Below are 18,888 nucleotides of genomic sequence, written 5' to 3'. Positions count from 1 at the left end.
TGCTCGTGCTGCGTTGCACCAGCGACGCGAGGCTCGTCAAGCTTTCCCGCGCGCGGCGTCCGCCCTTTTGGTGCGCAGCGTGGCCGATGCGGCGGCCGGATCGTCGGGCCAGGGGTGGCGGGGATAGCGGCCGCGCATTTCCTTGGCGACATCGCGCCAGTTGCCGGCCCAGAATCCGGGCAGGTCGCGCGTCGTCTGGATCGGCCGGCCGGCGGGCGACGTGAGGCTCAGGACAAGCGGGATGCGCTGCGTGCCGACGGTCGGATGGTCCGACAATCCATACAGCGCCTGCACCCGCAATTCGACGCGCGGGCCGCCCTCCGCGCCATAATCGATCGCATGGCTGCTGCCGGCGGGCGACCGGAAATCGGGCGGGGCCAGCCGGTCGATCTGCTGCTTGCCGTCCCACCCGACCAGATTGTCGAGGACGGTGGACAGGGCCGACCGGTCGATATCGGACAGCCGCCGCTTGCCCGCGATCAGCGGCGGCAGCCAGTCGTCCAGCGTCGCGAGCAGCGCCGCGTCCGACAGCGCGTCGATCTTCGCGAAGGCCGCGCGCGTGCGCAACGACAAGGCGGCCTCGGACCAGGGCAGCAGGTCCAGCCCGCCATCGCGCACCCCCTCCAGCAGCGCCTGCGCCACCGCCGCCGGATCGGGCCGGTCGTCCGAGCCTAACGACAGTCGAACCGCGCCCAGCCGCCGTTCGCGCAGGGCTTCGATGCCGCCGGTGTCGGGGCGCAAGCGGACGGTGCGATGCTCGACGATCCGGTCGGAAAACAGCGCCAGCACGTCGCTTTCGCCGATCGGCGCGGCGGACAATATGCGCGCCCCCGCCGCGCTGCCCTGCACCTCGCCCACCGCCAGCCAGTCCTCGCGGGCCAGCGGGCTGAGCGGGTCGAGGCGAAAGCCGCGCCCGCCCACGCTCGCCCAGTCCGCGCCATCGGCTGATCGGCGCCTGGCCACGCGGTCGGGAAAGGCAAGCGCGAGGCAGAGGCCGGCCGATGGCTCTCCCCCGCGGCCGGGCGCGGCGGGCACGATCTTTTCCCACCGCCTCGCCAGCCCGCGCCCGGCCTCGGCGCGCTTGCCGCTTTCGCGTCGCCAGCGCTGGAGGCGCTGCGTCAGGTCGGTGTCCTGCCCGCCAAGCCCGCGCTCGCCCAGCAGCACTGCGATCTCGGCGGCGGTGCGGGCCAGTCCCATCTCCCCCGCGCGCACCAGCATATGAGCGATGCGCGGTTCCAGCGGCAGCCGGGCAAGCGCGCGGCCGTGGGCGGTGATGCGGCCATCGGCGTCGATCGCATCGAGAGAGGCGAGGCGCGCCCGCGCTTCGGCGATGGCTGCGGCGCGCGGCGGGTCGAGCCAGCGCAGGCTCGCAGGGTCGGACACGCCCCACATCGCGCAGTCGAGCAGCAGGCTGGAAAGGTCCGACTCCAAAATCTGCGGCGGGTCGAAGGGCGGCATTCCGGCGGTGGCGGCGGCTTCCCACAGCCGATAGGCGACGCCGGGCCGCTGGCGCGCGGCTCGCCCGGCGCGCTGGGTCGCGGATGCCTGGGACGCGCGTTCGGTGACCAGGCGCGTGACGCCCGCGGCGCGGTCATAGCGCGGGCGGCGGGCAAGGCCGCTGTCGACGACGATGCGGACGCCGTCGATGGTCAGGCTGGTTTCGGCGATCGACGTCGCAAGGATGATCTTGCGCGCGCCCGACCGCGATGGGCGGATCGCGGCGCGCTGGGCGGCGGGGTCGAGCGATCCGTGGAGCAGGTGGATGTCGGCGCCCAGATCACCGACCCGCTCGGCCGTCCGTTCGATTTCGCGCACGCCGGGCAGGAAAGCGAGCAGGTCGCCTTCGCTCTCCTCGGCCAGCGCGCGCCGGATCGCCGCCGCCATCTCGTCCTCGATCCGCTTTTCCGCGTTACGACCGATATGGCGCAGGTCGAGCGGCTGGATGCGGCCCTCGCTTTCGATAACCGCACAGTTATCCATCAGTTTCGAAAACCGCGCGCCGTCGAGCGTCGCCGACATCGCCACCAGCCGCAGGTCGGGCCGCAGCGCGGCCTGCGCGTCGAGCGCGAGCGCGAGGCCGAAATCGCTGTCCAGGCTGCGCTCATGCACCTCGTCGAACAGCACCGCCGACACGCCCGTCAGTTCGGGGTCGTCCTGGATGCGGTTGCGGAAAATGCCTTCGGTCAGCACCAGAAGGCGGGTGCGCGCCGACTGGCGACTGTCCATGCGGGTGGCATAGCCGACGGTTCCGCCGGTCTGCTCGCCTATCTGCTCGGCGATCCGTTCGGCCGCCGCACGCGCGGCCAGGCGGCGGGGGGACAGCAGCAGCACCTGGCCATCGCACCATGGCTGGTCGATCAGCGCGGGCGCGACGGCGGTGGTCTTGCCCGCACCGGGCGGCGCGACCAGCACCGCGCGGCTATCCGCGCGCAGGGCGGCGATCAGGTCGGGCAGCACGGCATGGATGGGCAGGGCGGTCGTCACGCCGCCCATCTCGCGCGATTTCGACCTGTCGGCAATGGGGTGGGTGGTCGTGCCGCGATTATAAACATCGGCGGGGCGCAACTGGCGGGGCTTCCGCCAGTTATACCTTCATCCGCAATAACTGGAGCAATATCATGCGTACCCCCATTCTCCTGGCCGCCATGGCCGCAGTGCTTCCGCTGGGCGCCTGCGTGACCGACGGCGGGCGCAACGACCGCTATGGCTATGACCGTCCGGGCGATCGTCGCGGGCCGCCCTATCGCCGCCAGTTGCGCGACAATGACCAGATCTATCGCGACAGAGACGGTCGCTATTATTGCAAGCGGGACGATGGCACGACGGGCACCATCGTGGGTGCGCTCGCCGGCGGCGTGCTGGGCAATATCATCGCGCCCGGCGGGTCCAAGACGCTCGGCACCATATTGGGCGCGGGCGGCGGCGCCCTTGCCGGCCGCGCGATCGACCGCAACGACGTCAACTGCGAATAATATGACGGGCGGGCGGCTCTGGTCGCCTGCCCTTTGCCCTCACCCTAACAGATAGATGTGGATCGGGTTGGTCGGGTCGATCAGCATCTTGGCGGTCAGCGCCAGCGACATGACGATCAGCAGCGGCTTGATGATGCGGCTGCCAAAGCGCATCGCCGTTCGCGACCCGATCTGGCCGCCGATGACGCTGCCTATCGCCATCGCAAACCCCGCGATCCACACGACATGGCCGCCATGGATCATCGTCAGCAGCCCCGCGACGTTGCTCGCCAGGTTCGCCGCCTTGGTTTGGGCGGTGGCGCGGATCAGGCTCAATCCGCCAAGCGCCAGGAAGATCGTGGCGTAGAAGGCGCCCGCGCCCGGCCCGAAAAACCCGTCGTAAAATCCGACCAGGCCGACAGCCAGGCTCAGCGCAACCGTGCCCGCCCGCGCCTTGCGATCCATGTCGCTCAGCTTTGGCGAAAAGGTGAAATAGGCCGCGAGCGCGATCATCAGCGCGGGCATCAGCCCGGCCAGGATATTGGGGCTGATCCGCTGGACCAGCCATGCGCCGCCGACCGATCCGAAGAAGGCCGCGACCACCGGCCATTTATAGGCGCCAAGGTTCATGTGGCCGGCGCGGGCATAGGCATAGCAGGTGCCGGCCGTGCCGATCGAACTTTGCAGCTTGTTGGTCGCCACCGCCGCGACCGGGGGGACCCCGGCGGCCATCAGCGCGGGCAGGGTCAACAGCCCGCCGCCGCCCGCGATCGCGTCGATAAACGCCGCCATCAGCGCGGCCAGCATCAGGAAGGCAATGATTTCGGGGGTAAGGGTCATGGGGCCTTTCGGGGCTGTATCGGCCGTTCGGGCTGAACGAAGTCGAAGCCGTCACCTGAACGGAGCAAAGGTCCCGCACTTTGCTTTGAGGTGAACGGCTATAGGAACGATCCGCCGCCCAAATCCCTCAATAGGCCCGCGCTATCGCGAACTCCACCGCCTCGACCAGCGCGGCCTTGGCGCGACTGTTGCCGAACATGCCCAGCGCGTCGATGGCGCGCTGGCCATAATGGCGGGCGCGGGCGAGCGTGTCGGCGATGGCGCCGCTGCGGCGCAGCAGTCCGGTGGCGTGGGCCAGGTCGTCGTCGCTGATGCTGTGGCCGGCGATCGCGGCCTTCCAGAAGGCGCGCTCGCCCTCGTCGCCGCGGGCATAGGCGAGTATCACCGGCAGCGTCACCTTGCCGTCGCGGAAATCGTCGCCAGCATCCTTGCCCATGGTCGCGCCGTCCGATTCATAATCCAGCGCGTCGTCGACCAGCTGAAAGGCGATGCCCAGATAGCGGCCATAGGCGTCCAGCGCATGTTCCTGCGCCTCGTCCCGCTCCGCGACCACGGCGGAAATGCGGCAGGCGGCGGCGAACAGCGCGGCGGTCTTGGCGCCGATGATGTCGAGATACTGTTCCTCGCTGGTGTCGATGCGGCGCTGGGCGGTCAACTGGTTGACCTCTCCCTCCGCGATCACCGCCGACGCATTGGACAGGATCTTGAGCACCTTGAGCGATCCGTCCTCGACCATCAGCTCGAACGAGCGGGAGAAGAGGAAATCGCCCACCAGCACGCTGGCGCTGTTGCCCCAGATGATGTTCGCGGTCTTGCGCCCGCGCCGCAGGCCGGAACCGTCGACGACATCGTCATGCAGCAGCGTGGCGGTGTGGATGAATTCGACCGCGGCGGCCAACTTATGGTGCCGCGTGCCCGAATAGCCGAGCAGTTCGGCGCTCGCCAGCGTCAGCATCGGCCGCATCCGCTTGCCGCCGCCCGCGATCAGGTGTCCGGCCAGTTCGGGGATCAGCGGGATGCGCGACTGCATCCGGTCCAGGATCACGGCGTTGACGCTGTTCATGCCGCCGGCCACCAGCGCCATCATCGGGTCGAGCGAAGGCGGGCCTGCGCGCTTGATCGAATGCACATTCTCGCTGGCTGATGCGGTCATGCAGTGCCATGTGGCGGGGCAAAATGCGAATGGCAAGCGGAATAGCTTGCCTGACGCGACGGATGCGGCAAAAAGCGCGGCGGGAACGGAGGACGGGCGTGGACGATATCTTGCAGCATTACCGCGAAAGCATCGACAATATCGATGCGGCGCTGGTGTTCATGCTGGCCGAACGGTTCAAGATCACCCAGGCGGTCGGGCGATACAAGGCCGAACATGTACTGCCCGCCGCCGATCCTAGTCGCGAGGAACGCCAGATCGCGCGGCTGCGCCAACTGGCCCAGGATGCAAGGCTCGACCCCGATTTCACCGAGAAATTCCTGCGTTTCATCATCGACGAGGTGATCCGCCACCATGAGCGGCTGCGCGAGGCGCCGCCGGCCTAGCGTTCGGCCAGTTCCTTGTCGCTGACCAGCATATGTTCGTAGAGACGGACATAGTCGAGATGAATGCTGCGGATCGCCGGATCGCGCGACTGCTGCGCCAGTGTCCGGTTGCGCTCCAGCCGTTCCTCATAATAGCGGCGGTCGAAAATGTTTCCCATATGTCTGCCTCCCATCAAGGTGGCGGGTAAAGACCCTGGCCATCAATAAGGTTGCAGCGCAGCAATGGCGCGGCGATCAGCCTGCGGCGGAATGAGTCTGGCCTGCGACAAATGGCCGCTGGCCTGTACGGATCTGGCCTGTACGGATTTGGCCTGCGCGGATCTGGCCTGCGCGGATCTGGCCTGCGCGGATCTGGCCTGTGCGGATCTGGCCTGTGCGGATCTGGCCTGTGCGGATCAGGCCGGCTCCACCGGCGGCGTGCCGCCCCTGGTGCGCGAGCGTGCGAGCAGGACCCCGCCAAGCGCCAGCGCAAAGCCGACAAGCTGGATCGGTCCCAGCCTTTCGTCGAACAACAGCCATGCTTCGACCGCGGCGAGCGGCGGCACCAGCAGGAGCAGCATCGACATCGCCGTTGGCCCCTGATGCCGCACCAGCCAGACGAGCAGCGACAGCCCGGCGGCGGACAGGCCCAGCACCGACCAGGCGAGCGCGGCCCACAGCGTGACGCTGCTGTCCCACCGATAATCGCCCACGATCAGCGTGGCGATGATCGCGACCATCGCGCCGCCCGCATTCTGGACCGCACCCGACACCCATATGGCGTCGCCGGCAATCGCGCCGCGCTGGATCAGCGTGCCGCCCGCCATGGCGAAAATGCCGACGATCCCCGCCGCCACCGGCAACCAGTGGACGGCGTCCGATCCGGTCCGGCCCAGCACCGGCACCACGACACAGCCCACCCCGGCAATGGCGATGCCCAGGCCTGTCCAGCCGCGCGGCGGCAGATAGTCGCCCAACAGCGCGACGCTGATCACGGCCACGATCAGCGGCTGGAGCGCGCCCAGCAGCGCCATGATCCCGGCCGGCATCCCCTGGCCGATCGTCCACCAGCCGATGGTGAGGTAGACGCCATGCAGCATCGCGCCCGCGCCAAGGTGCAGCGCCAGTCGCCGGCCGCGCGGCAGCGTTTGGCGCTGCGACATGGCGACCAGGCCGAGCAGGATCGCGGTCAGCGTCATGCGGATCGCCAGCACCAGTTCGGGCGAGGCATGGGGCACGGCAAAGCGCGCGACGATAAAGCCCGTCGACCAGATCAGGACGAACAGGCAGGCGGCGGCAAGGGCGATCATCGCCTGTCCTTGGCCGATGAACAGGCGGCTGTCGAGCCGGCTATTCGCGCGCCGTGCGGATCGCCGCTCCACCCGCGATCGGCGTGATCGCCACCAGCAGCAGCGATACGGCGGCCAGGAACTTGAACGCCGCGCCGCTGCCATCGCCCAGCGTGCCCGCGCCAAAGATCAGCAACGGCACCGCGAGCGGCAGGGCGAGCAACCCGGCCAGCGCGCCGCTCGACCGCAGCCCCGCGGTCAGCGTCGCCACCAGCAGCGCCAGCGCGGCCAGCGCCGGCGTGCCGATCAGCAGCCCCAGCTCCAGCCGCGCGACCGTGCCTCCGTCCAGCTTGAGCAATGCGGCGGCGGGCAGCGTCGCCAGCATCAGCGGCGGGCCAAAGCCGATCCAGTGGGCGATCAGCCGCGCGATGACGATCGTTTCCTCGCTCACCCCCCGGCAGGCGAGCTGGTCGAGTATCCCTGCGTCGCGGTCCGGCGCGATCAGCCGGTCGACCGGCAGCAGGCTGGCGAGCAGCGCCGCGATCCAGATCATGCCGCCGCCGGTGCGGCCCAGCAGCGCCGCGTCAGGCCCGACGGCAAAGGGAAACAGGCTGGCGACCAGCAGCAGGAAGGCGACCGGCAGCCACAGGCCAGCCGATCGCCACCCCTGCGTCAGGTCGCGGGCGATGAGGGCGAGAAACAGGGTCATGCCGGCTCGGGCTGAAAGGCGCGCAGGTCGATCCGCGTCCGATGATCGAACGGCAGCGGCTGGTGCGATGCGGCCAGGATCATGCCGCCCTTCGCCAGATGCGCCGCCGCCGCCATCCCCAGCAGGTCGAGCGAAGCGCTGTCGAGGCCGTTGGCCGGCTCATCCAGCAACCACAGCAGCGCGCCCGATGCGATGACGCGGGCGATGCTCGCGCGCTTGCGCTGGCCGGTCGACAGCATCCGTACCGGCACGTCGCCCAGCGACGCCAGCGCCATGGCGTCGAGCGCCGCGTCCAGCGCGGCCGGCGTCGCGCGGTCGATCCGCGCCCAGAAGCCAAGCGCCTGCCGCACTGTCTCGTCAGGGTCGAGCGCCAGCCGGTCGTCGGCCAGCGCCAGCGCGCCGCGCCGCTCGACCGTGCCGGCACAGGCGGGGATCAGGCCGGCGACCAGCCGCAGCAGGCTCGACTTGCCCACCCCGTTCGGCCCGGTCAGCAGCGCGCCTTCGCCTGGCGCCAGGGCCAGATCGACGCCCCGGAACAGCAACCGCCCGCCGCGCACGCAGGCGACGCCCGACAGGCGCAGGGCCGCTTCCGTCGTTGCCCGCTGCCTCACGCCGGTCGCGTCATGGCGCGACCATGTCCTCCAGCACGTGCATGTCGATATCCGACAGGCCGAAATGATGGCCGACCTCGTGCACGACGACATGGGTGATCAGCGCGTCGAGCGGCACCCCGGTTTCCACCCATTCGTCGAGCAGGGGTCGGCGAAACAGGTGGATGGTGGGGGGCAGGTCGCCGGTCTGCGCGTCCTGCCCGACCGGGCGGCCGCTATACAGGCCGGTCAGCCCGAACGGATCGTCGATCTCCATGTCCTTGAGCACATCGTCGCTGGCGAAATCCTCGACGAACAGCACGACATCGTGCAGGTGCGCGCGGAACGGCTCGGGCAGGCGGCTGAGCGCTTCGAGCGCCAGCGCTTCTATCGTCCGGGCGGTGGGGGGAAGACGGGGCGGTTGACCGGTGGTGGGCATGGCTGCGACATAAGGCAAAGCATGAGCGGAGGATAGAGGCCGATGATCGCGAAACTGGACGAGGCGCAGCGCGCGGCGGCGCTGGCCGACCTGCCCGAATGGACCGTCACGAACGAACCGGACGGCATCCGCCGCCGCTTCACCTTCGGCGATTTCAACCAGGCCTTGGGCTTCATGACGCGGGTGGCGCTGATCGCGGAAAAGGCCGATCATCATCCCGAATGGTCGAACGTCTACAACCGCGTCGACATCATCCTGACGACCCACGACGCCGGGGGCCTGTCGCAACGGGATGTCGACATGGCCAGGGCGATAGACGGGTTGTTGCGGTGACGCGCAAATGCGCCTCGCGGGAACTCGCTTGCGCGCCATCTGCGGCATTTTCGATGGCAACAACCGCTGATCGACCGTGAGCTATAGCGCGCTGAACGCGTCCGGTGCACCAATATTGTTATAATCGGAAAAATGTTGCATCGCCATATCCTGCGGGGCAATCCCTAACGACGATTCGGAGACGGTAGCAGCAATATGTCGATCATAATTTCCAATGAGGGTGGGCGTCTTGGAACCAGAATATGTTCCTTCTTGAATGCTACACGCCTCGCAGCGAAGGTTGGCTCCCAACCGAAAATTTACTGGCCGTCCTATTATGATTTCGAGATCAATAATCCAGAAGAGTTGTTTTCCAAATCGTTCATAGACCGCAATTTCGTCGACAATACTGTCTGCGATTCTGCGATAAATATATCCTCCATGCCCAGGCCGCAGATGGTCGACATGGGGAACAAATCGCTTTTGGAAGGTACCGCGATATCAATTAATATACCACGACCGCTGTTATTTCCTGGTGATGATATGCGAGCGGTTGCAAGTGATGCTGCTCAGTTATTCTCTCCAGATGACTTTAATGACATATGTCGTGACATCTGGGTTAAGGTTTATTCGGTATTGGGTAATGATAAGAAGTATATAGGACTTCATATTCGCCGCGGTGACCTGATGATCGATAGAAATGAAGGGCGAGATTGGTTTCACAAGTATGAACCTATTTCATTCTATCAAGCTATTATCGAAAAAGAACTGAATAAAGACGATTTTACGTACTTCCTGGTTGTATCCGACGACGATGATTTGCGCCGATTTCTCAGCGAGAAATATGATCGCGTAAAGATTTCGGAAGATCTGTTTCCCAATATTGGGGAAACAGATCTTCATTTCGCTTGGAGAGATATGATTGCACTGTCGAAGTGCCAGCGGGTGATTGCGCCGGATTTCAGCGGATTCAGTTCCGCAGGAGCGCTTTTGGGCGGGCATGTAAGGGAGCAGATAAAGACCTGTCTTACGGACGCGGAAAGGCGTGACAGTCTTTTGAAATTCAAGGCGCCCTCAACCGGTTCGGCCTTGACCTATTCCGATGCGCTTGATCTGGCGGTGCTGGCCTCTTTGCATTCGCAGTTTGGCGCTCATCAAGAGGCTCGCGATGCGATCGAGCAAGCGATACAAGCGTTTCCACGCTCTCTCGTTTTAGCAAAACTTGCTTGTACGATATCCGGCGCCACTCAGAACATCGATATGATTCTAGAGTCTTTTGTACGATTTTTGCAAGTGCTTCATAAAGAAGATTATCATCATCTTGTAAAATCAAAAATATTGTATGAAACAATGACTATATTTTCGGGTTCAATTAAGAATAAAACAGGGGATGATCTAATTGCGATTGCAGGAAAAAAGAAAATAATATTAGATTTAATTAATAAAATATTGGAAAATATACCTGAGAAAAAGTTTAATCCAGTCGTGATGGCCATCTTCTATCATGAAATGGACGAAAATGAGAATGCATCTCATTGTATTCGTCAGTCATTAATAAGAAAATGGCCTCTATCGGTAACACAGATGCACCATTTGGGAAAAATTTCCTTAAAGATGGGTGACTTGGAAGCGTGTTCCCTGATAATTGAACAGATGGAAATGCTATATTCAGGTAATCATTGGGTTGTTAAACTTGTTTCTGATTATCATGTTGCTTTGCAAGGCAAGGATGCGCAATAATTCACCGATTAATTTGAATTTTGCATAAAATTTAATAATCCTTTGAGTATGGTGGCATGGACTGGGGCTATAATGGAAAAGTAAAGTTCAAACCTCATATGATGCAGGGGGTTTTGACTGCGGAGGCTCCATCAGCAACTGCGGGATTTATTAAAGGCTTGGTCAGTCTAGGCTTTATGAGCTACATCGGTGCGGGTGGTTCCGAGATCTGGGATTGCAATATCGGGAGATTTTGCTCGATCGCGCCCGGCGTCGTCGTGGCGCCGACGGAACACCCGATTGACAAGATCTCCAGCCATCTGTTTACATTTGGAAGCTATGGCCCTTTTGTCGGCCAGGAGGATTTTGCGCGATGGGTTCGTCCTGACCTGGCGGACAATAGCATGTGCGTGACCAATTCGATCGGTAATGACGTCTGGGTTGGGCGCAATGTTGTCGTGCTCAAGGGTACGAATATCGGGGATGGGGCGATTGTCGCTGCCGGCGCGGTGGTGACCAAGGATGTTCCGCCCTACGCCATCGTGGGCGGCGTACCCGCACGCGTGCTGCGCTACCGTTTTTCGGAAAACATTATCGCGCGCTTGGCCGCATTGAAGTGGTGGAATTACGATATTTCGGGGGATAGCTGCCCGGACCTGCCGCTTGAAAATATTGTGGAAACCCTGGATTTCCTTGAACGGTCAGTGGCGCAGGGGCTTCCTGTGCTGAAGCCGGAGCGAGTGAGGATTTCCAAGGGCGGAGAAACGGTCGAGGAACTGCCCTGACGCCGCATTGCGCAACGGGCGTGCCTTCACCGACCGGCTGCGGGCCGGCGCGATGCCCGCGCCGATGTGATGAACCCCCGATCATGCGCGCAGCCTTCAGTCCGCCCTTGAGCCACCAGTCCGCACCCCCTAGACTGGGGCAATGACCATCACCCCGATCAGCGAACTCAACGATCGCGCCCGCGACGTCTTTCGACTGGTGGTTGAAAATTATCTGGGCACCGGCCTGCCGGTGGGATCGCGGACCATCAGCAAGCTCGCGACGTTCGGGCTGTCGCCTGCATCCATCCGCAATGTCATGCAGGATCTGGAGGAACTGGGCCTGCTGGCCGCGCCGCACACGTCCGCCGGGCGGATGCCGACCGAAAGCGGCCTGCGGCTGTTCGTCGATGGCATGATGCAGGCGACTGAGCCGTCGATGGAGGAACGTCGCGCGATCGAGGCGGGGATATCCGAAGGCGGGCGGGTCGAGGAGGCGTTGTCGGCCGCGACCGCGGCGCTTTCGGGCCTGTCGGCCTGCGCGGGGATCGTGATGGTGCCACAGCGCGAAGCCTTGCTGCGCCAGTTCGGTTTCGTGCCCCTGAACGGTCGTCAGGCGCTCGCCGTGCTGGTCGGGCAGGACGGGTCGGTCGAAAATCGCGTGGTCGATCTGCCCGGCGGGGTCACGCCCTCGCTGCTCAGCGAAGCGGCGAATTACATGTCGGCGCGCTTTTCCGGGCTGACCTTGCGGCAGGCGGGCGAACAGTTGACCCGCGAACTGGCGGCGGACCAGACGGCGTTGCATGGGGCGGCGCGCGAACTGGTCGAGCGCGGACTGGCACTATGGTCGAGCGATGCGGAAAACCGCCCGGTGCTGATCGTGCGGGGCCAGGCGAACCTGATCGACGAAGGCACGGCGGCGGACCTGGAACGGGTCCGGCAATTGCTGGAAGAACTGGAGGGCAAGCAGGAAATCGCCCGGCTGCTGGAAGGCGCGCTGGCCGGCAGCGCGACCAAGATCTTCATCGGTTCGGAAAACAAGCTCTTTTCCCTGTCGGGTTCTTCGGTCATAGCCGCGCCCTACCGCAGCGGGGACGGGCGCGTGGTTGGCGTGGTCGGCGTGATCGGCCCGACGCGCTTGAACTATGCGCGGGTGATCCCCATGGTGGATTTCACCGCGCAGACCCTGTCGAGATTGATGAGATGAGCGAAGACAAAGTGAATATGGAAAATAGCGAAATCGTGGACGAACTGCCCGAGGATATGGCTCCGCCCAGCGACGGTGGGGGCGATGGCCCGGCGGAACGAATCGCTGCGCTGGAGGCGGAACTGGCGACCGCCAAGCAGGATGTTCTCTACGCCCATGCCGACACGCAGAATGTGCGCCGCCGGCTGGAAAAGGAACTGGCCGACACGCGCGTCTATGCGGCGACCGCCTTTGCCCGCGACATATTGTCGGTCGCCGACAATCTGGGCCGCGCCCTGTCGCTGATCCCCGCCGAACTGCGCGAGGACGACAAGTGGAAAAGCCTGGTCACGGGGCTGGAAGCCACCGGCCGCGAACTGGAAAGCGTGTTTCGCAAGAACGGCATCGAAAAGCTGGTGTCGGTGGGCGAGGCGCTCGACCCCAACAAGCATCAGGCGATGATGGAACTCCCCTCCGCCGACGCCGCGCCCGGCACGGTGCTGACCGAAATGCAGGCGGGCTACATGATCAAGGACCGGCTGCTGCGCCCGGCGCTCGTCGGCGTGGCCAAGGCCCCGGACTGAGCGTTTCTGCGAAACGATCGGAAAAGGCCGGTGCTCCGGGCGTGCGGCGGCCTTTTCCATGCGGCGGCCTCGCCATATGATGGAGTGCCACGGCAAAAGCGGATGACGGCCTTTCTAAAGGAGGCCGATGGTTTTACAGGTCGCCGATGCTGTTGATCACCGGAACCGTTCATATTCCCCCGGACAATTTGCGAGCGGCGCTGCCGGTCATGACCCGGATGGTCGAGGCGAGCCGGAGAGAAGAAGGCTGTCTTGAATATGGCTATGCGCAGGATATTCTCATTCCCGGCCTGATTCACGTCAAAGAGCTTTGGGTCGATCAGGCCGCGCTCGACCGTCACTTTGCATCGACGCACATCGCCGAGTGGCGCGCCGCCTGGTCAGGCCTTGGTATCGGCGACCGCAACCTTCGCGCCTATGATGTCGGCGAGCCGCGACCCGTCTGATGATCGCCGGCCGCCAGCCCGGCCTTTGACGGGCTGAACGCCGCCTCGCTCGAAACACTGCGCTGTCCTACATTCCGCGACCCATGATAAAATTCGGGCTTGCGGCTCTTTCCTATCATTTGCCTCACATGCGCTATTTGGTCGATTGTATCACGACCGCGCAACAAAACACCCCATCGAGCGTGAAAAGTGCGAAGTTAAGCCTTGCTCGGGCGCGCGGCATTTGGCGCAAACGCCCCCTTGGCATTCGCCCATCGCCCGCCTAATGTCCCGGCGCTTCTCCCCGCCCTCGATTTGGATAACCGCCCGCCCATGACCCGGCCCGCCTTCAAGCGCATATTGCTGAAACTGTCGGGCGAGGTGCTGATGGGGCAGGAGCAGTTCGGCATCGACCCGCAGACCGTCGATCGCGTCGCGGGCGAGATCGCGGCGGCAAAGGATGCCGGCTTTGAACTGTGCGTCGTCGTCGGCGGCGGCAATATCTTCAGGGGCCTTGCCGGCGCGGCCAAGGGTTTCGACCGCACCAGCGCCGATTATATGGGAATGCTCGCGACGGTCATGAACGCGCTCGCGGTGCAGAACGCGCTCGAAAAGATCGGCTACGACACCCGCGTCCAGTCGGCGATCCCGATGGCGTCGGTGTGCGAACCCTATATCCGGCGCAAGGCGATGCGGCACATGGAAAAGGGCCGGATCGTCATCTTCGCCGCCGGCACCGGCAATCCCTTCTTCACCACCGACACCACCGCCGCGCTGCGCGCCGCCGAAATGAATTGCAACGCGCTGTTCAAGGGCACCAGCGTCGATGGCGTCTATGATGCCGATCCCAAGAAGGTGGCCGGCGCCGCCCGCTATGACGAAATCAGCTTCGACCGCGTCCTCAACGACAATCTCAAGGTCATGGATGCCAGCGCCATCGCCTTGTGCCGCGAAAATGACATCCCCATCGTCGTCTTCAACATCCGCGAAACCGGCAACCTCGCCACGGTGCTCGCCGGGCAGGGCGTTGCGACGATCGTACAGAATCAGGAGAGCTGAAATATGGCCCAATATGATAAGTCGGACCTCGAACGCCGCATGGCCGGCGCCGTCGAATCGCTCAAGGGCGACCTGTCGGGCCTGCGCACCGGCCGCGCCAACACGACCCTGCTCGATCCGGTGACGGTCACCGTCTATGGCGCCGCGATGCCGCTCAACCAGGTCGCGACCGTGTCCGCGCCCGAACCGCGAATGTTGTCGGTTCAGGTCTGGGACAAGACCAATGTCGGCCCGGTCGACAAGGCGATCCGCTCGGCCGGCCTTGGCCTCAACCCGATCGTCGATGGCCAGACGCTGCGCCTGCCCATACCCGACCTGACCGAAGAGCGGCGCAAGGAACTGGCCAAGCTCGCCAGCAAATATGCCGAAGCCGCCCGCATCGCCGTGCGCAATGTGCGCCGCGACGGGATGGATCATCTCAAGGCCGACGAAAAGAAGGGCGAGATCAGCGAAGACGATCGCAAGCGCAAGGAAACGGAAGTCCAGAAGCTGACCGACGCGACCATCGCCGACATAGACGCCGCCGCGACGGCCAAGGAAAAGGAAATCCTCGGTCAGTGATCCTGGCGTCCAGCCTTTTTTGCTCCATGCGACATCGCAGAGGCTGATCATGGCCAGCCGGATCAAGACCCCGCTGCCGCAGATCGCGCCCGACCATGGGGCGCGTCATGTCGCGATCATCATGGACGGCAACGGCCGCTGGGCGAAAAAGCGGCTGTTGCCCCGCATCGCCGGCCACCGCGCGGGGGTGGACGCGGTGCGCCGCATCGCGCGGGTCGCGCGCGAACTGGGTCTGGAATGCCTGACGCTCTACGCTTTCTCGTCCGAAAACTGGAAGCGTCCGGCCGAAGAAGTATCGGACCTGATGGGCCTGCTGCGCCATTTCATCCAGGCCGATCTGGAAGAGTTTCATGCCAACGGCGTCCGCTTGCAGGTGATTGGCGATTATCGCGTGCTTGAACCGTCGCTGGTCGATCTGATCGAAGGCGCCATGACCCGCACTGCGGGCAATGACGGGCCGACGATCGCCATTGCCCTCAATTATGGCGCGCAGGACGAACTGGTGCGGATGGCGCAGACGTTGGCGCGGCAGGTGCAGGCGGGCGAGATCAGCGCCGATGCGATCGGCAGGGCGCAGGTCGAAGCCGCGCTCGACACCGCATCGCTGCCGCCGCTCGACCTGTTGATCCGTACCTCGGGCGAATTGCGGCTGAGCAATTTCATGCTGTGGCAGGCGGCCTATGCGGAACTCTATTTCACCGACACGCTGTGGCCCGATTTCGATGGCGAAGCGCTGGCAAGGGCGCTGGCCGCGTTCAAGCAGAGGGACCGCCGGTTCGGCGGCTTGTAAATGTGATGACGGGTGAATTGCGGACGCGCGCCATCGTCGGCGTCATCCTGATCCTGGTGGCGATGGCCGCATTGCTGACGGGGGGCATCCTGTTCTGGCTGCTGCTGGTGGTCGCGGCTGTGCTGATGCAGGGCGAATGGGCGGATCTGAGCCGCAGCGGTCGCGAACATCGACGGCTGTCGATGATGGCGGTGTCGGTGCCGCTGGCGATCCTGTGCCCCGTTGCCGCCGGTGTTTCCTGGCTGGCGTTCGGGCTGATGATGGCGGCATTCTTCTTCGTGCTGATCGTCGCTCGCTCGCTGCGGCTCGCGCTCGGCGTCCTGTATGTCTGCGTTCCCGTCATGGCGCTGTTGTTCCTGCGCGGCCAGCAGCCCAATGGATACGGGCTGCTGCTTGCCTTCTGGTCTCTGGGCCTCGTCTGGGCGACCGACATCGGCGCATATTTCGCCGGGCGGTCGATTGGCGGTCCTAAGCTTGCGCCGCGTGTCAGCCCGTCAAAGACCTGGGCGGGTTTGGGCGGCGGCGTCATCGCCGCATTGCTGCTCGGCTTCATCCTGAACCGTTGGGCTGGACTACCCGCCCAGCTGGCAGCGGCAAGCGGATTGCTGGCGGTCGCGGCGCAGGCGGGCGATCTGCTGGAAAGCTGGATGAAACGCCAAGCCGGGGTCAAGGACAGCGGCGCGTTGCTGCCTGGCCATGGCGGGGTGATGGACCGGCTTGACGGGGTGGTGACCACCGCGCCGATTGCCGCGCTGCTCTGCCTGGCAATGGGGGCGGCGTGACCCGGCGCATCTCGATTTTCGGTGCGACCGGTTCGGTCGGCACCTCCACGCTGGATCTCGTCAATCGGCAAGCCGACACATATTCCGTCCTGGCGCTGACCGCGAACAGCGACGTGGCGGCGCTGGCGGCGGCGGCCCGTACGGCTCGTGCCGAACTGGCGGTCATTGCCGACGAAGCGCTCTATCCATCGCTCAAGGATGCGCTTGCCGGGTCGGGTATCGAAGCGGCGGCGGGGCATGCGGCGCTGGTCGACGCGGCTCGCGCCGGCGCGGATTGGACCATGGCGGCGATCGTCGGCTGCGCAGGGCTGGCGCCCACCATGGCGGCGCTGGAAGCGGGTGGGGCTGTGGCGCTGGCCAACAAGGAATCGCTGGTGTCTGCCGGCGCGTTGATGATGGAGTGCGCCGCTTCATCGGGTGCGACGCTGCTGCCCGTCGACAGCGAGCATAATGCGATCTTCCAGTGCCTGGCCGGCAGCCGCATCCAGGATGTTTCGCGCATCATCCTCACCGCGAGCGGCGGCCCGTTCCGCACGCGCAGTCGACAGGAGATGCTCGGCATCACCCCTGCCCAGGCTGTCGCCCATCCCAACTGGTCGATGGGCGCGAAGATCAGCGTCGACAGCGCGACGATGATGAACAAGGGGCTCGAACTGATCGAGGCGGCGCATCTGTTTCCGGTCGGCCTCGACCGGATTGAGATATTGATCCATCCGCAGTCGGTCATTCACTCGATGGTCGAATATCGGGACCGTTCGACCCTAGCGCAGCTCGGTTCGCCAGATATGCGCATCCCGATCGCACATGCGCTTGCATGGCCGGAACGGATCGCTACGCCGTGCGAGCCGCTCGATCTCGCGCGGATCGGCCGGCTCGATTTCGAGGCGCCCGATGCCGAACGCTTTCCCGCGCTGCGTCTGACTCGCGCCGCGGCGAACCAGGGCGGGGCGGCTCCAGCCATCCTCAACGCCGCCAACGAAGTGGCGGTCGCCGCTTTCCTGGCGGGTCGGATCGGCTTCCTTGATATCGCCATGATTGTGGAGGAGGTGCTGACACGCTATACCGCGCCGATGCCCGGCCGCATCGAAGATGTTCTGTTGGCGGACGCGACAGCGCGGGCGACGGCCCGGCAGGTGATGGAAAGTTTGGCTGCTTGATCCAGAATCCCGGTTTTCTGTTGACCATATTCGCATTCGTGGCGGTCATTGGCCCGCTCGTTTTCGTGCATGAGCTTGGCCATTATCTCGTTGGACGTTGGTGCGGGGTAAAGGCCGAAGCCTTTTCCATCGGCTTTGGACCAGAAGTTGCCGCCTGGGTCGACCGACGCGGCACGCGCTGGCGGATCGGTGCGCTTCCGCTTGGCGGCTATGTCCGTTTCAAGGGCGACATGAATGCGGCGGGTCAGGATGATCCCGCCTGGCTGACCATGTCCGCCGCGGATCGCGCGACAAGTTTTCCCGCCAAGCCGCTCTGGCAACGCGCGGCCATCGTCGCTGCCGGTCCTGCGATCAATTTCCTCTTTTCCATCCTCATCCTCGCCGCTTTCGCCCTGGTCTATGGCGAGAGCCGTACCCCGGCTGTCGCTGGCATCGTCCAGCCTGGTAGCGCGGCGCAGGCGGCCGGCATCCGGGTCGGCGACCGTATCGTTTCGTTCAACGGACGCGCGATGGACACCTATGCCGACATGGTGATGTATACGCGCATCCGCCCTGGCGAGCCGGTGGAAGTGGTGATTGACCGCGCCGGCCGCCAGTTGACGATCTCGGCGACGATCGCCGCCATCAAGGAGGATGACGGCTTTGGCAACAGCTTCCGCGTCGGGCGGCTGGGCATTGGCCCTGGCAAGCCCGTCGTCGAACCCGTTCCGGTCTGGCGCGCGCCGATCGTGGCGATCGACCGGGTCGGCGACATTCTTCAGACCATGGTGGAGACGCTGGGCCAGATCCTGGGCGGCGGCCGGTCGGTCAAGGAACTGGGCGGGCCGTTGAAGATCGCCGAAGTGTCCGGCCAGGCGGCCTCGCTGGGGCCGGAAAGCTTCGTCTTTTTCATGGCGCTCATCTCGATTAACTTGGGGTTCATCAACCTGTTGCCAATCCCGATGCTGGATGGCGGGCATCTGCTCTTTTACGCAATAGAAGCCGTGCAGCGTCGGCCGGTCAGTCCGCGGGCGCAGGAATGGGCGTATCGGTCAGGGCTGGCAGTGCTGCTTGGCATGATGGTTTTGGTCACATTCAACGATTTGTCGTCTTTCGGGCTGTGGCAGAGCCTGTCCGGCTTGATCGGTTGATCCGCTTCGGGCAGGGAAGCGCGGCCCGGCTGCGTCTTTCCCACGCATGTCGAAATATTTCATATTTGTACGAGGGTGAAGCA

General features: G+C 64.5%; 22 protein-coding genes. 14 read left to right on the top strand and 8 right to left on the bottom strand.

Annotated elements, in window-relative coordinates:
- Positions 1–36 precede the first annotated feature (36 nt).
- The gene (hrpB, locus tag WG908_RS01805) at positions 37–2,493 is read right to left on the bottom strand and encodes an ATP-dependent helicase HrpB (protein ID WP_340184977.1); all 2,457 of its coding nucleotides are present in this window, start codon (positions 2,491–2,493) and stop codon (positions 37–39) included.
- Positions 2,494–2,618: 125 nt separating this feature from the next.
- Here hrpB and WG908_RS01800 point away from each other — a divergent pair, with 125 nt between their 5' ends.
- Positions 2,619–2,972 carry a glycine zipper 2TM domain-containing protein gene (locus WG908_RS01800; RefSeq protein ID WP_340184833.1) on the top strand — a complete coding sequence of 118 codons (354 nt, stop codon included), beginning with the start codon at positions 2,619–2,621 and terminating at the stop codon, positions 2,970–2,972.
- Between the two features lie 39 nt (positions 2,973–3,011).
- Here the strand turns inward: WG908_RS01800 and WG908_RS01795 are convergent, their stop codons facing one another.
- Entirely contained in the window at positions 3,012–3,791 is a 780-nt protein-coding gene (locus WG908_RS01795; RefSeq protein WP_340184832.1) for a TSUP family transporter, read from the bottom strand.
- 127 nt (positions 3,792–3,918) lie between these two features.
- On the bottom strand, positions 3,919–4,944 hold the full coding sequence (locus WG908_RS01790) for a polyprenyl synthetase family protein (protein ID WP_340184831.1): 1,026 nt from the start codon (positions 4,942–4,944) through the stop codon (positions 3,919–3,921).
- A 98-nt stretch (positions 4,945–5,042) separates the two neighbouring features.
- On the opposite strand from WG908_RS01790, the gene WG908_RS01785 reads away from it, so the two are divergent.
- Entirely contained in the window at positions 5,043–5,330 is a 288-nt protein-coding gene (locus tag WG908_RS01785) for a chorismate mutase (protein WP_340184830.1), read from the top strand.
- Here the strand turns inward: WG908_RS01785 and WG908_RS01780 are convergent.
- The 5 genes from WG908_RS01780 to WG908_RS01760 form a co-directional block, all read right to left on the bottom strand.
- Positions 5,327–5,488: a hypothetical protein gene (locus WG908_RS01780; RefSeq protein ID WP_340184829.1), complete on the bottom strand. Its 162-nt coding sequence runs from the start codon at positions 5,486–5,488 to the stop codon at positions 5,327–5,329. The two genes, WG908_RS01785 and WG908_RS01780, sit on opposite strands and share 4 nt — an antisense overlap.
- 237 nt (positions 5,489–5,725) lie before the next feature.
- On the bottom strand, positions 5,726–6,619 hold the full coding sequence (locus tag WG908_RS01775; RefSeq protein WP_340184828.1) for a DMT family transporter: 894 nt from the start codon (positions 6,617–6,619) through the stop codon (positions 5,726–5,728).
- Positions 6,620–6,659: 40 nt separating this feature from the next.
- Complete coding sequence (locus tag WG908_RS01770; RefSeq protein ID WP_340184827.1) at positions 6,660–7,307, bottom strand: heme exporter protein CcmB; 648 nt, start codon at positions 7,305–7,307, stop codon at positions 6,660–6,662.
- The gene (gene ccmA, locus WG908_RS01765; protein WP_340184826.1) at positions 7,304–7,918 is read right to left on the bottom strand and encodes a heme ABC exporter ATP-binding protein CcmA; all 615 of its coding nucleotides are present in this window, start codon (positions 7,916–7,918) and stop codon (positions 7,304–7,306) included. The genes WG908_RS01770 and ccmA overlap by 4 nt, the downstream gene beginning before the upstream one ends.
- A 10-nt stretch (positions 7,919–7,928) precedes the next feature.
- The gene (locus tag WG908_RS01760) at positions 7,929–8,336 is read right to left on the bottom strand and encodes a metallopeptidase family protein (protein ID WP_340184825.1); all 408 of its coding nucleotides are present in this window, start codon (positions 8,334–8,336) and stop codon (positions 7,929–7,931) included.
- 42 nt (positions 8,337–8,378) lie between these two features.
- Between WG908_RS01760 and WG908_RS01755 the strand changes: the two genes are divergently transcribed.
- The 12 genes from WG908_RS01755 to rseP all read left to right on the top strand — a co-directional run bounded on the left by WG908_RS01755 (position 8,379) and on the right by rseP (position 18,805).
- On the top strand, positions 8,379–8,669 hold the full coding sequence (locus WG908_RS01755) for a 4a-hydroxytetrahydrobiopterin dehydratase (protein ID WP_340184824.1): 291 nt from the start codon (positions 8,379–8,381) through the stop codon (positions 8,667–8,669).
- Positions 8,670–9,113: 444 nt separating this feature from the next.
- Complete coding sequence (locus WG908_RS01750; protein WP_340184823.1) at positions 9,114–10,388, top strand: hypothetical protein; 1,275 nt, start codon at positions 9,114–9,116, stop codon at positions 10,386–10,388.
- A 56-nt stretch (positions 10,389–10,444) separates the two neighbouring features.
- The gene (locus WG908_RS01745; protein WP_340184822.1) at positions 10,445–11,152 is read left to right on the top strand and encodes a CatB-related O-acetyltransferase; all 708 of its coding nucleotides are present in this window, start codon (positions 10,445–10,447) and stop codon (positions 11,150–11,152) included.
- A 142-nt stretch (positions 11,153–11,294) separates the two neighbouring features.
- Positions 11,295–12,338, top strand: a complete 1,044-nt coding sequence (hrcA, locus tag WG908_RS01740) for a heat-inducible transcriptional repressor HrcA (protein ID WP_340184821.1) — start codon at positions 11,295–11,297, stop codon at positions 12,336–12,338.
- Complete coding sequence (gene grpE / locus WG908_RS01735) at positions 12,335–12,901, top strand: nucleotide exchange factor GrpE (protein ID WP_340184820.1); 567 nt, start codon at positions 12,335–12,337, stop codon at positions 12,899–12,901. Before hrcA ends, grpE begins: the two co-directional genes overlap by 4 nt.
- 146 nt (positions 12,902–13,047) lie before the next feature.
- Entirely contained in the window at positions 13,048–13,347 is a 300-nt protein-coding gene (locus WG908_RS01730) for a putative quinol monooxygenase (RefSeq protein WP_340184819.1), read from the top strand.
- Positions 13,348–13,659: 312 nt separating this feature from the next.
- Positions 13,660–14,385, top strand: a complete 726-nt coding sequence (pyrH, locus tag WG908_RS01725; protein WP_340184818.1) for a UMP kinase — start codon at positions 13,660–13,662, stop codon at positions 14,383–14,385.
- A gap of 3 nt (positions 14,386–14,388) precedes the next feature.
- Positions 14,389–14,946, top strand: coding sequence for a ribosome recycling factor (frr, locus tag WG908_RS01720; protein WP_340184817.1), 558 nt, complete (start codon positions 14,389–14,391; stop codon positions 14,944–14,946).
- Positions 14,947–14,995: 49 nt separating this feature from the next.
- Positions 14,996–15,736 carry an undecaprenyl pyrophosphate synthase gene (gene uppS, locus WG908_RS01715; protein WP_340184816.1) on the top strand — a complete coding sequence of 247 codons (741 nt, stop codon included), beginning with the start codon at positions 14,996–14,998 and terminating at the stop codon, positions 15,734–15,736.
- Positions 15,737–15,741: 5 nt separating this feature from the next.
- A complete protein-coding gene (locus tag WG908_RS01710; RefSeq protein ID WP_340184815.1) occupies positions 15,742–16,518 on the top strand; it encodes a phosphatidate cytidylyltransferase in 777 nt (258 codons plus the stop codon).
- The gene (locus WG908_RS01705) at positions 16,515–17,675 is read left to right on the top strand and encodes a 1-deoxy-D-xylulose-5-phosphate reductoisomerase (protein ID WP_340184814.1); all 1,161 of its coding nucleotides are present in this window, start codon (positions 16,515–16,517) and stop codon (positions 17,673–17,675) included. The genes WG908_RS01710 and WG908_RS01705 overlap by 4 nt, the downstream gene beginning before the upstream one ends.
- Entirely contained in the window at positions 17,672–18,805 is a 1,134-nt protein-coding gene (gene rseP, locus WG908_RS01700; RefSeq protein ID WP_340184813.1) for an RIP metalloprotease RseP, read from the top strand. The genes WG908_RS01705 and rseP overlap by 4 nt, the downstream gene beginning before the upstream one ends.
- Positions 18,806–18,888 lie beyond the last annotated feature (83 nt).

This window comes from Sphingobium anseongense, from assembly GCF_037725245.1.
In the GTDB taxonomy this organism is placed as follows: Bacteria; Pseudomonadota; Alphaproteobacteria; order Sphingomonadales; family Sphingomonadaceae; genus Sphingobium.
The sequence above is the reverse complement of the archived record's forward strand: the minus strand, read 5'-3'. Positions and strand labels throughout refer to the sequence as shown.

What these genes read in the sequence shown, in the direction of transcription:
- hrpB (WP_340184977.1), bottom strand. Translation starts at nt 2,493, where the DNA reads ATGGGCGGCGTGACGACCGCCCTGCCCATCCATGCCGTGCTGCCCGAC.
- WG908_RS01800 (WP_340184833.1), top strand. Translation starts at nt 2,619, where the DNA reads ATGCGTACCCCCATTCTCCTGGCCGCCATGGCCGCAGTGCTTCCGCTG.
- WG908_RS01795 (WP_340184832.1), bottom strand. Translation starts at nt 3,791, where the DNA reads ATGACCCTTACCCCCGAAATCATTGCCTTCCTGATGCTGGCCGCGCTG.
- WG908_RS01790 (WP_340184831.1), bottom strand. Translation starts at nt 4,944, where the DNA reads ATGACCGCATCAGCCAGCGAGAATGTGCATTCGATCAAGCGCGCAGGC.
- WG908_RS01780 (WP_340184829.1), bottom strand. Translation starts at nt 5,488, where the DNA reads ATGGGAAACATTTTCGACCGCCGCTATTATGAGGAACGGCTGGAGCGC.
- WG908_RS01775 (WP_340184828.1), bottom strand. Translation starts at nt 6,619, where the DNA reads ATGATCGCCCTTGCCGCCGCCTGCCTGTTCGTCCTGATCTGGTCGACG.
- WG908_RS01770 (WP_340184827.1), bottom strand. Translation starts at nt 7,307, where the DNA reads ATGACCCTGTTTCTCGCCCTCATCGCCCGCGACCTGACGCAGGGGTGG.
- WG908_RS01760 (WP_340184825.1), bottom strand. Translation starts at nt 8,336, where the DNA reads ATGCCCACCACCGGTCAACCGCCCCGTCTTCCCCCCACCGCCCGGACG.
- WG908_RS01755 (WP_340184824.1), top strand. Translation starts at nt 8,379, where the DNA reads ATGATCGCGAAACTGGACGAGGCGCAGCGCGCGGCGGCGCTGGCCGAC.
- WG908_RS01750 (WP_340184823.1), top strand. Translation starts at nt 9,114, where the DNA reads ATGGGGAACAAATCGCTTTTGGAAGGTACCGCGATATCAATTAATATA.
- WG908_RS01745 (WP_340184822.1), top strand. Translation starts at nt 10,445, where the DNA reads ATGGACTGGGGCTATAATGGAAAAGTAAAGTTCAAACCTCATATGATG.
- hrcA (WP_340184821.1), top strand. Translation starts at nt 11,295, where the DNA reads ATGACCATCACCCCGATCAGCGAACTCAACGATCGCGCCCGCGACGTC.
- grpE (WP_340184820.1), top strand. Translation starts at nt 12,335, where the DNA reads ATGAGCGAAGACAAAGTGAATATGGAAAATAGCGAAATCGTGGACGAA.
- WG908_RS01730 (WP_340184819.1), top strand. Translation starts at nt 13,048, where the DNA reads ATGCTGTTGATCACCGGAACCGTTCATATTCCCCCGGACAATTTGCGA.
- pyrH (WP_340184818.1), top strand. Translation starts at nt 13,660, where the DNA reads ATGACCCGGCCCGCCTTCAAGCGCATATTGCTGAAACTGTCGGGCGAG.
- frr (WP_340184817.1), top strand. Translation starts at nt 14,389, where the DNA reads ATGGCCCAATATGATAAGTCGGACCTCGAACGCCGCATGGCCGGCGCC.
- uppS (WP_340184816.1), top strand. Translation starts at nt 14,996, where the DNA reads ATGGCCAGCCGGATCAAGACCCCGCTGCCGCAGATCGCGCCCGACCAT.
- WG908_RS01710 (WP_340184815.1), top strand. Translation starts at nt 15,742, where the DNA reads ATGACGGGTGAATTGCGGACGCGCGCCATCGTCGGCGTCATCCTGATC.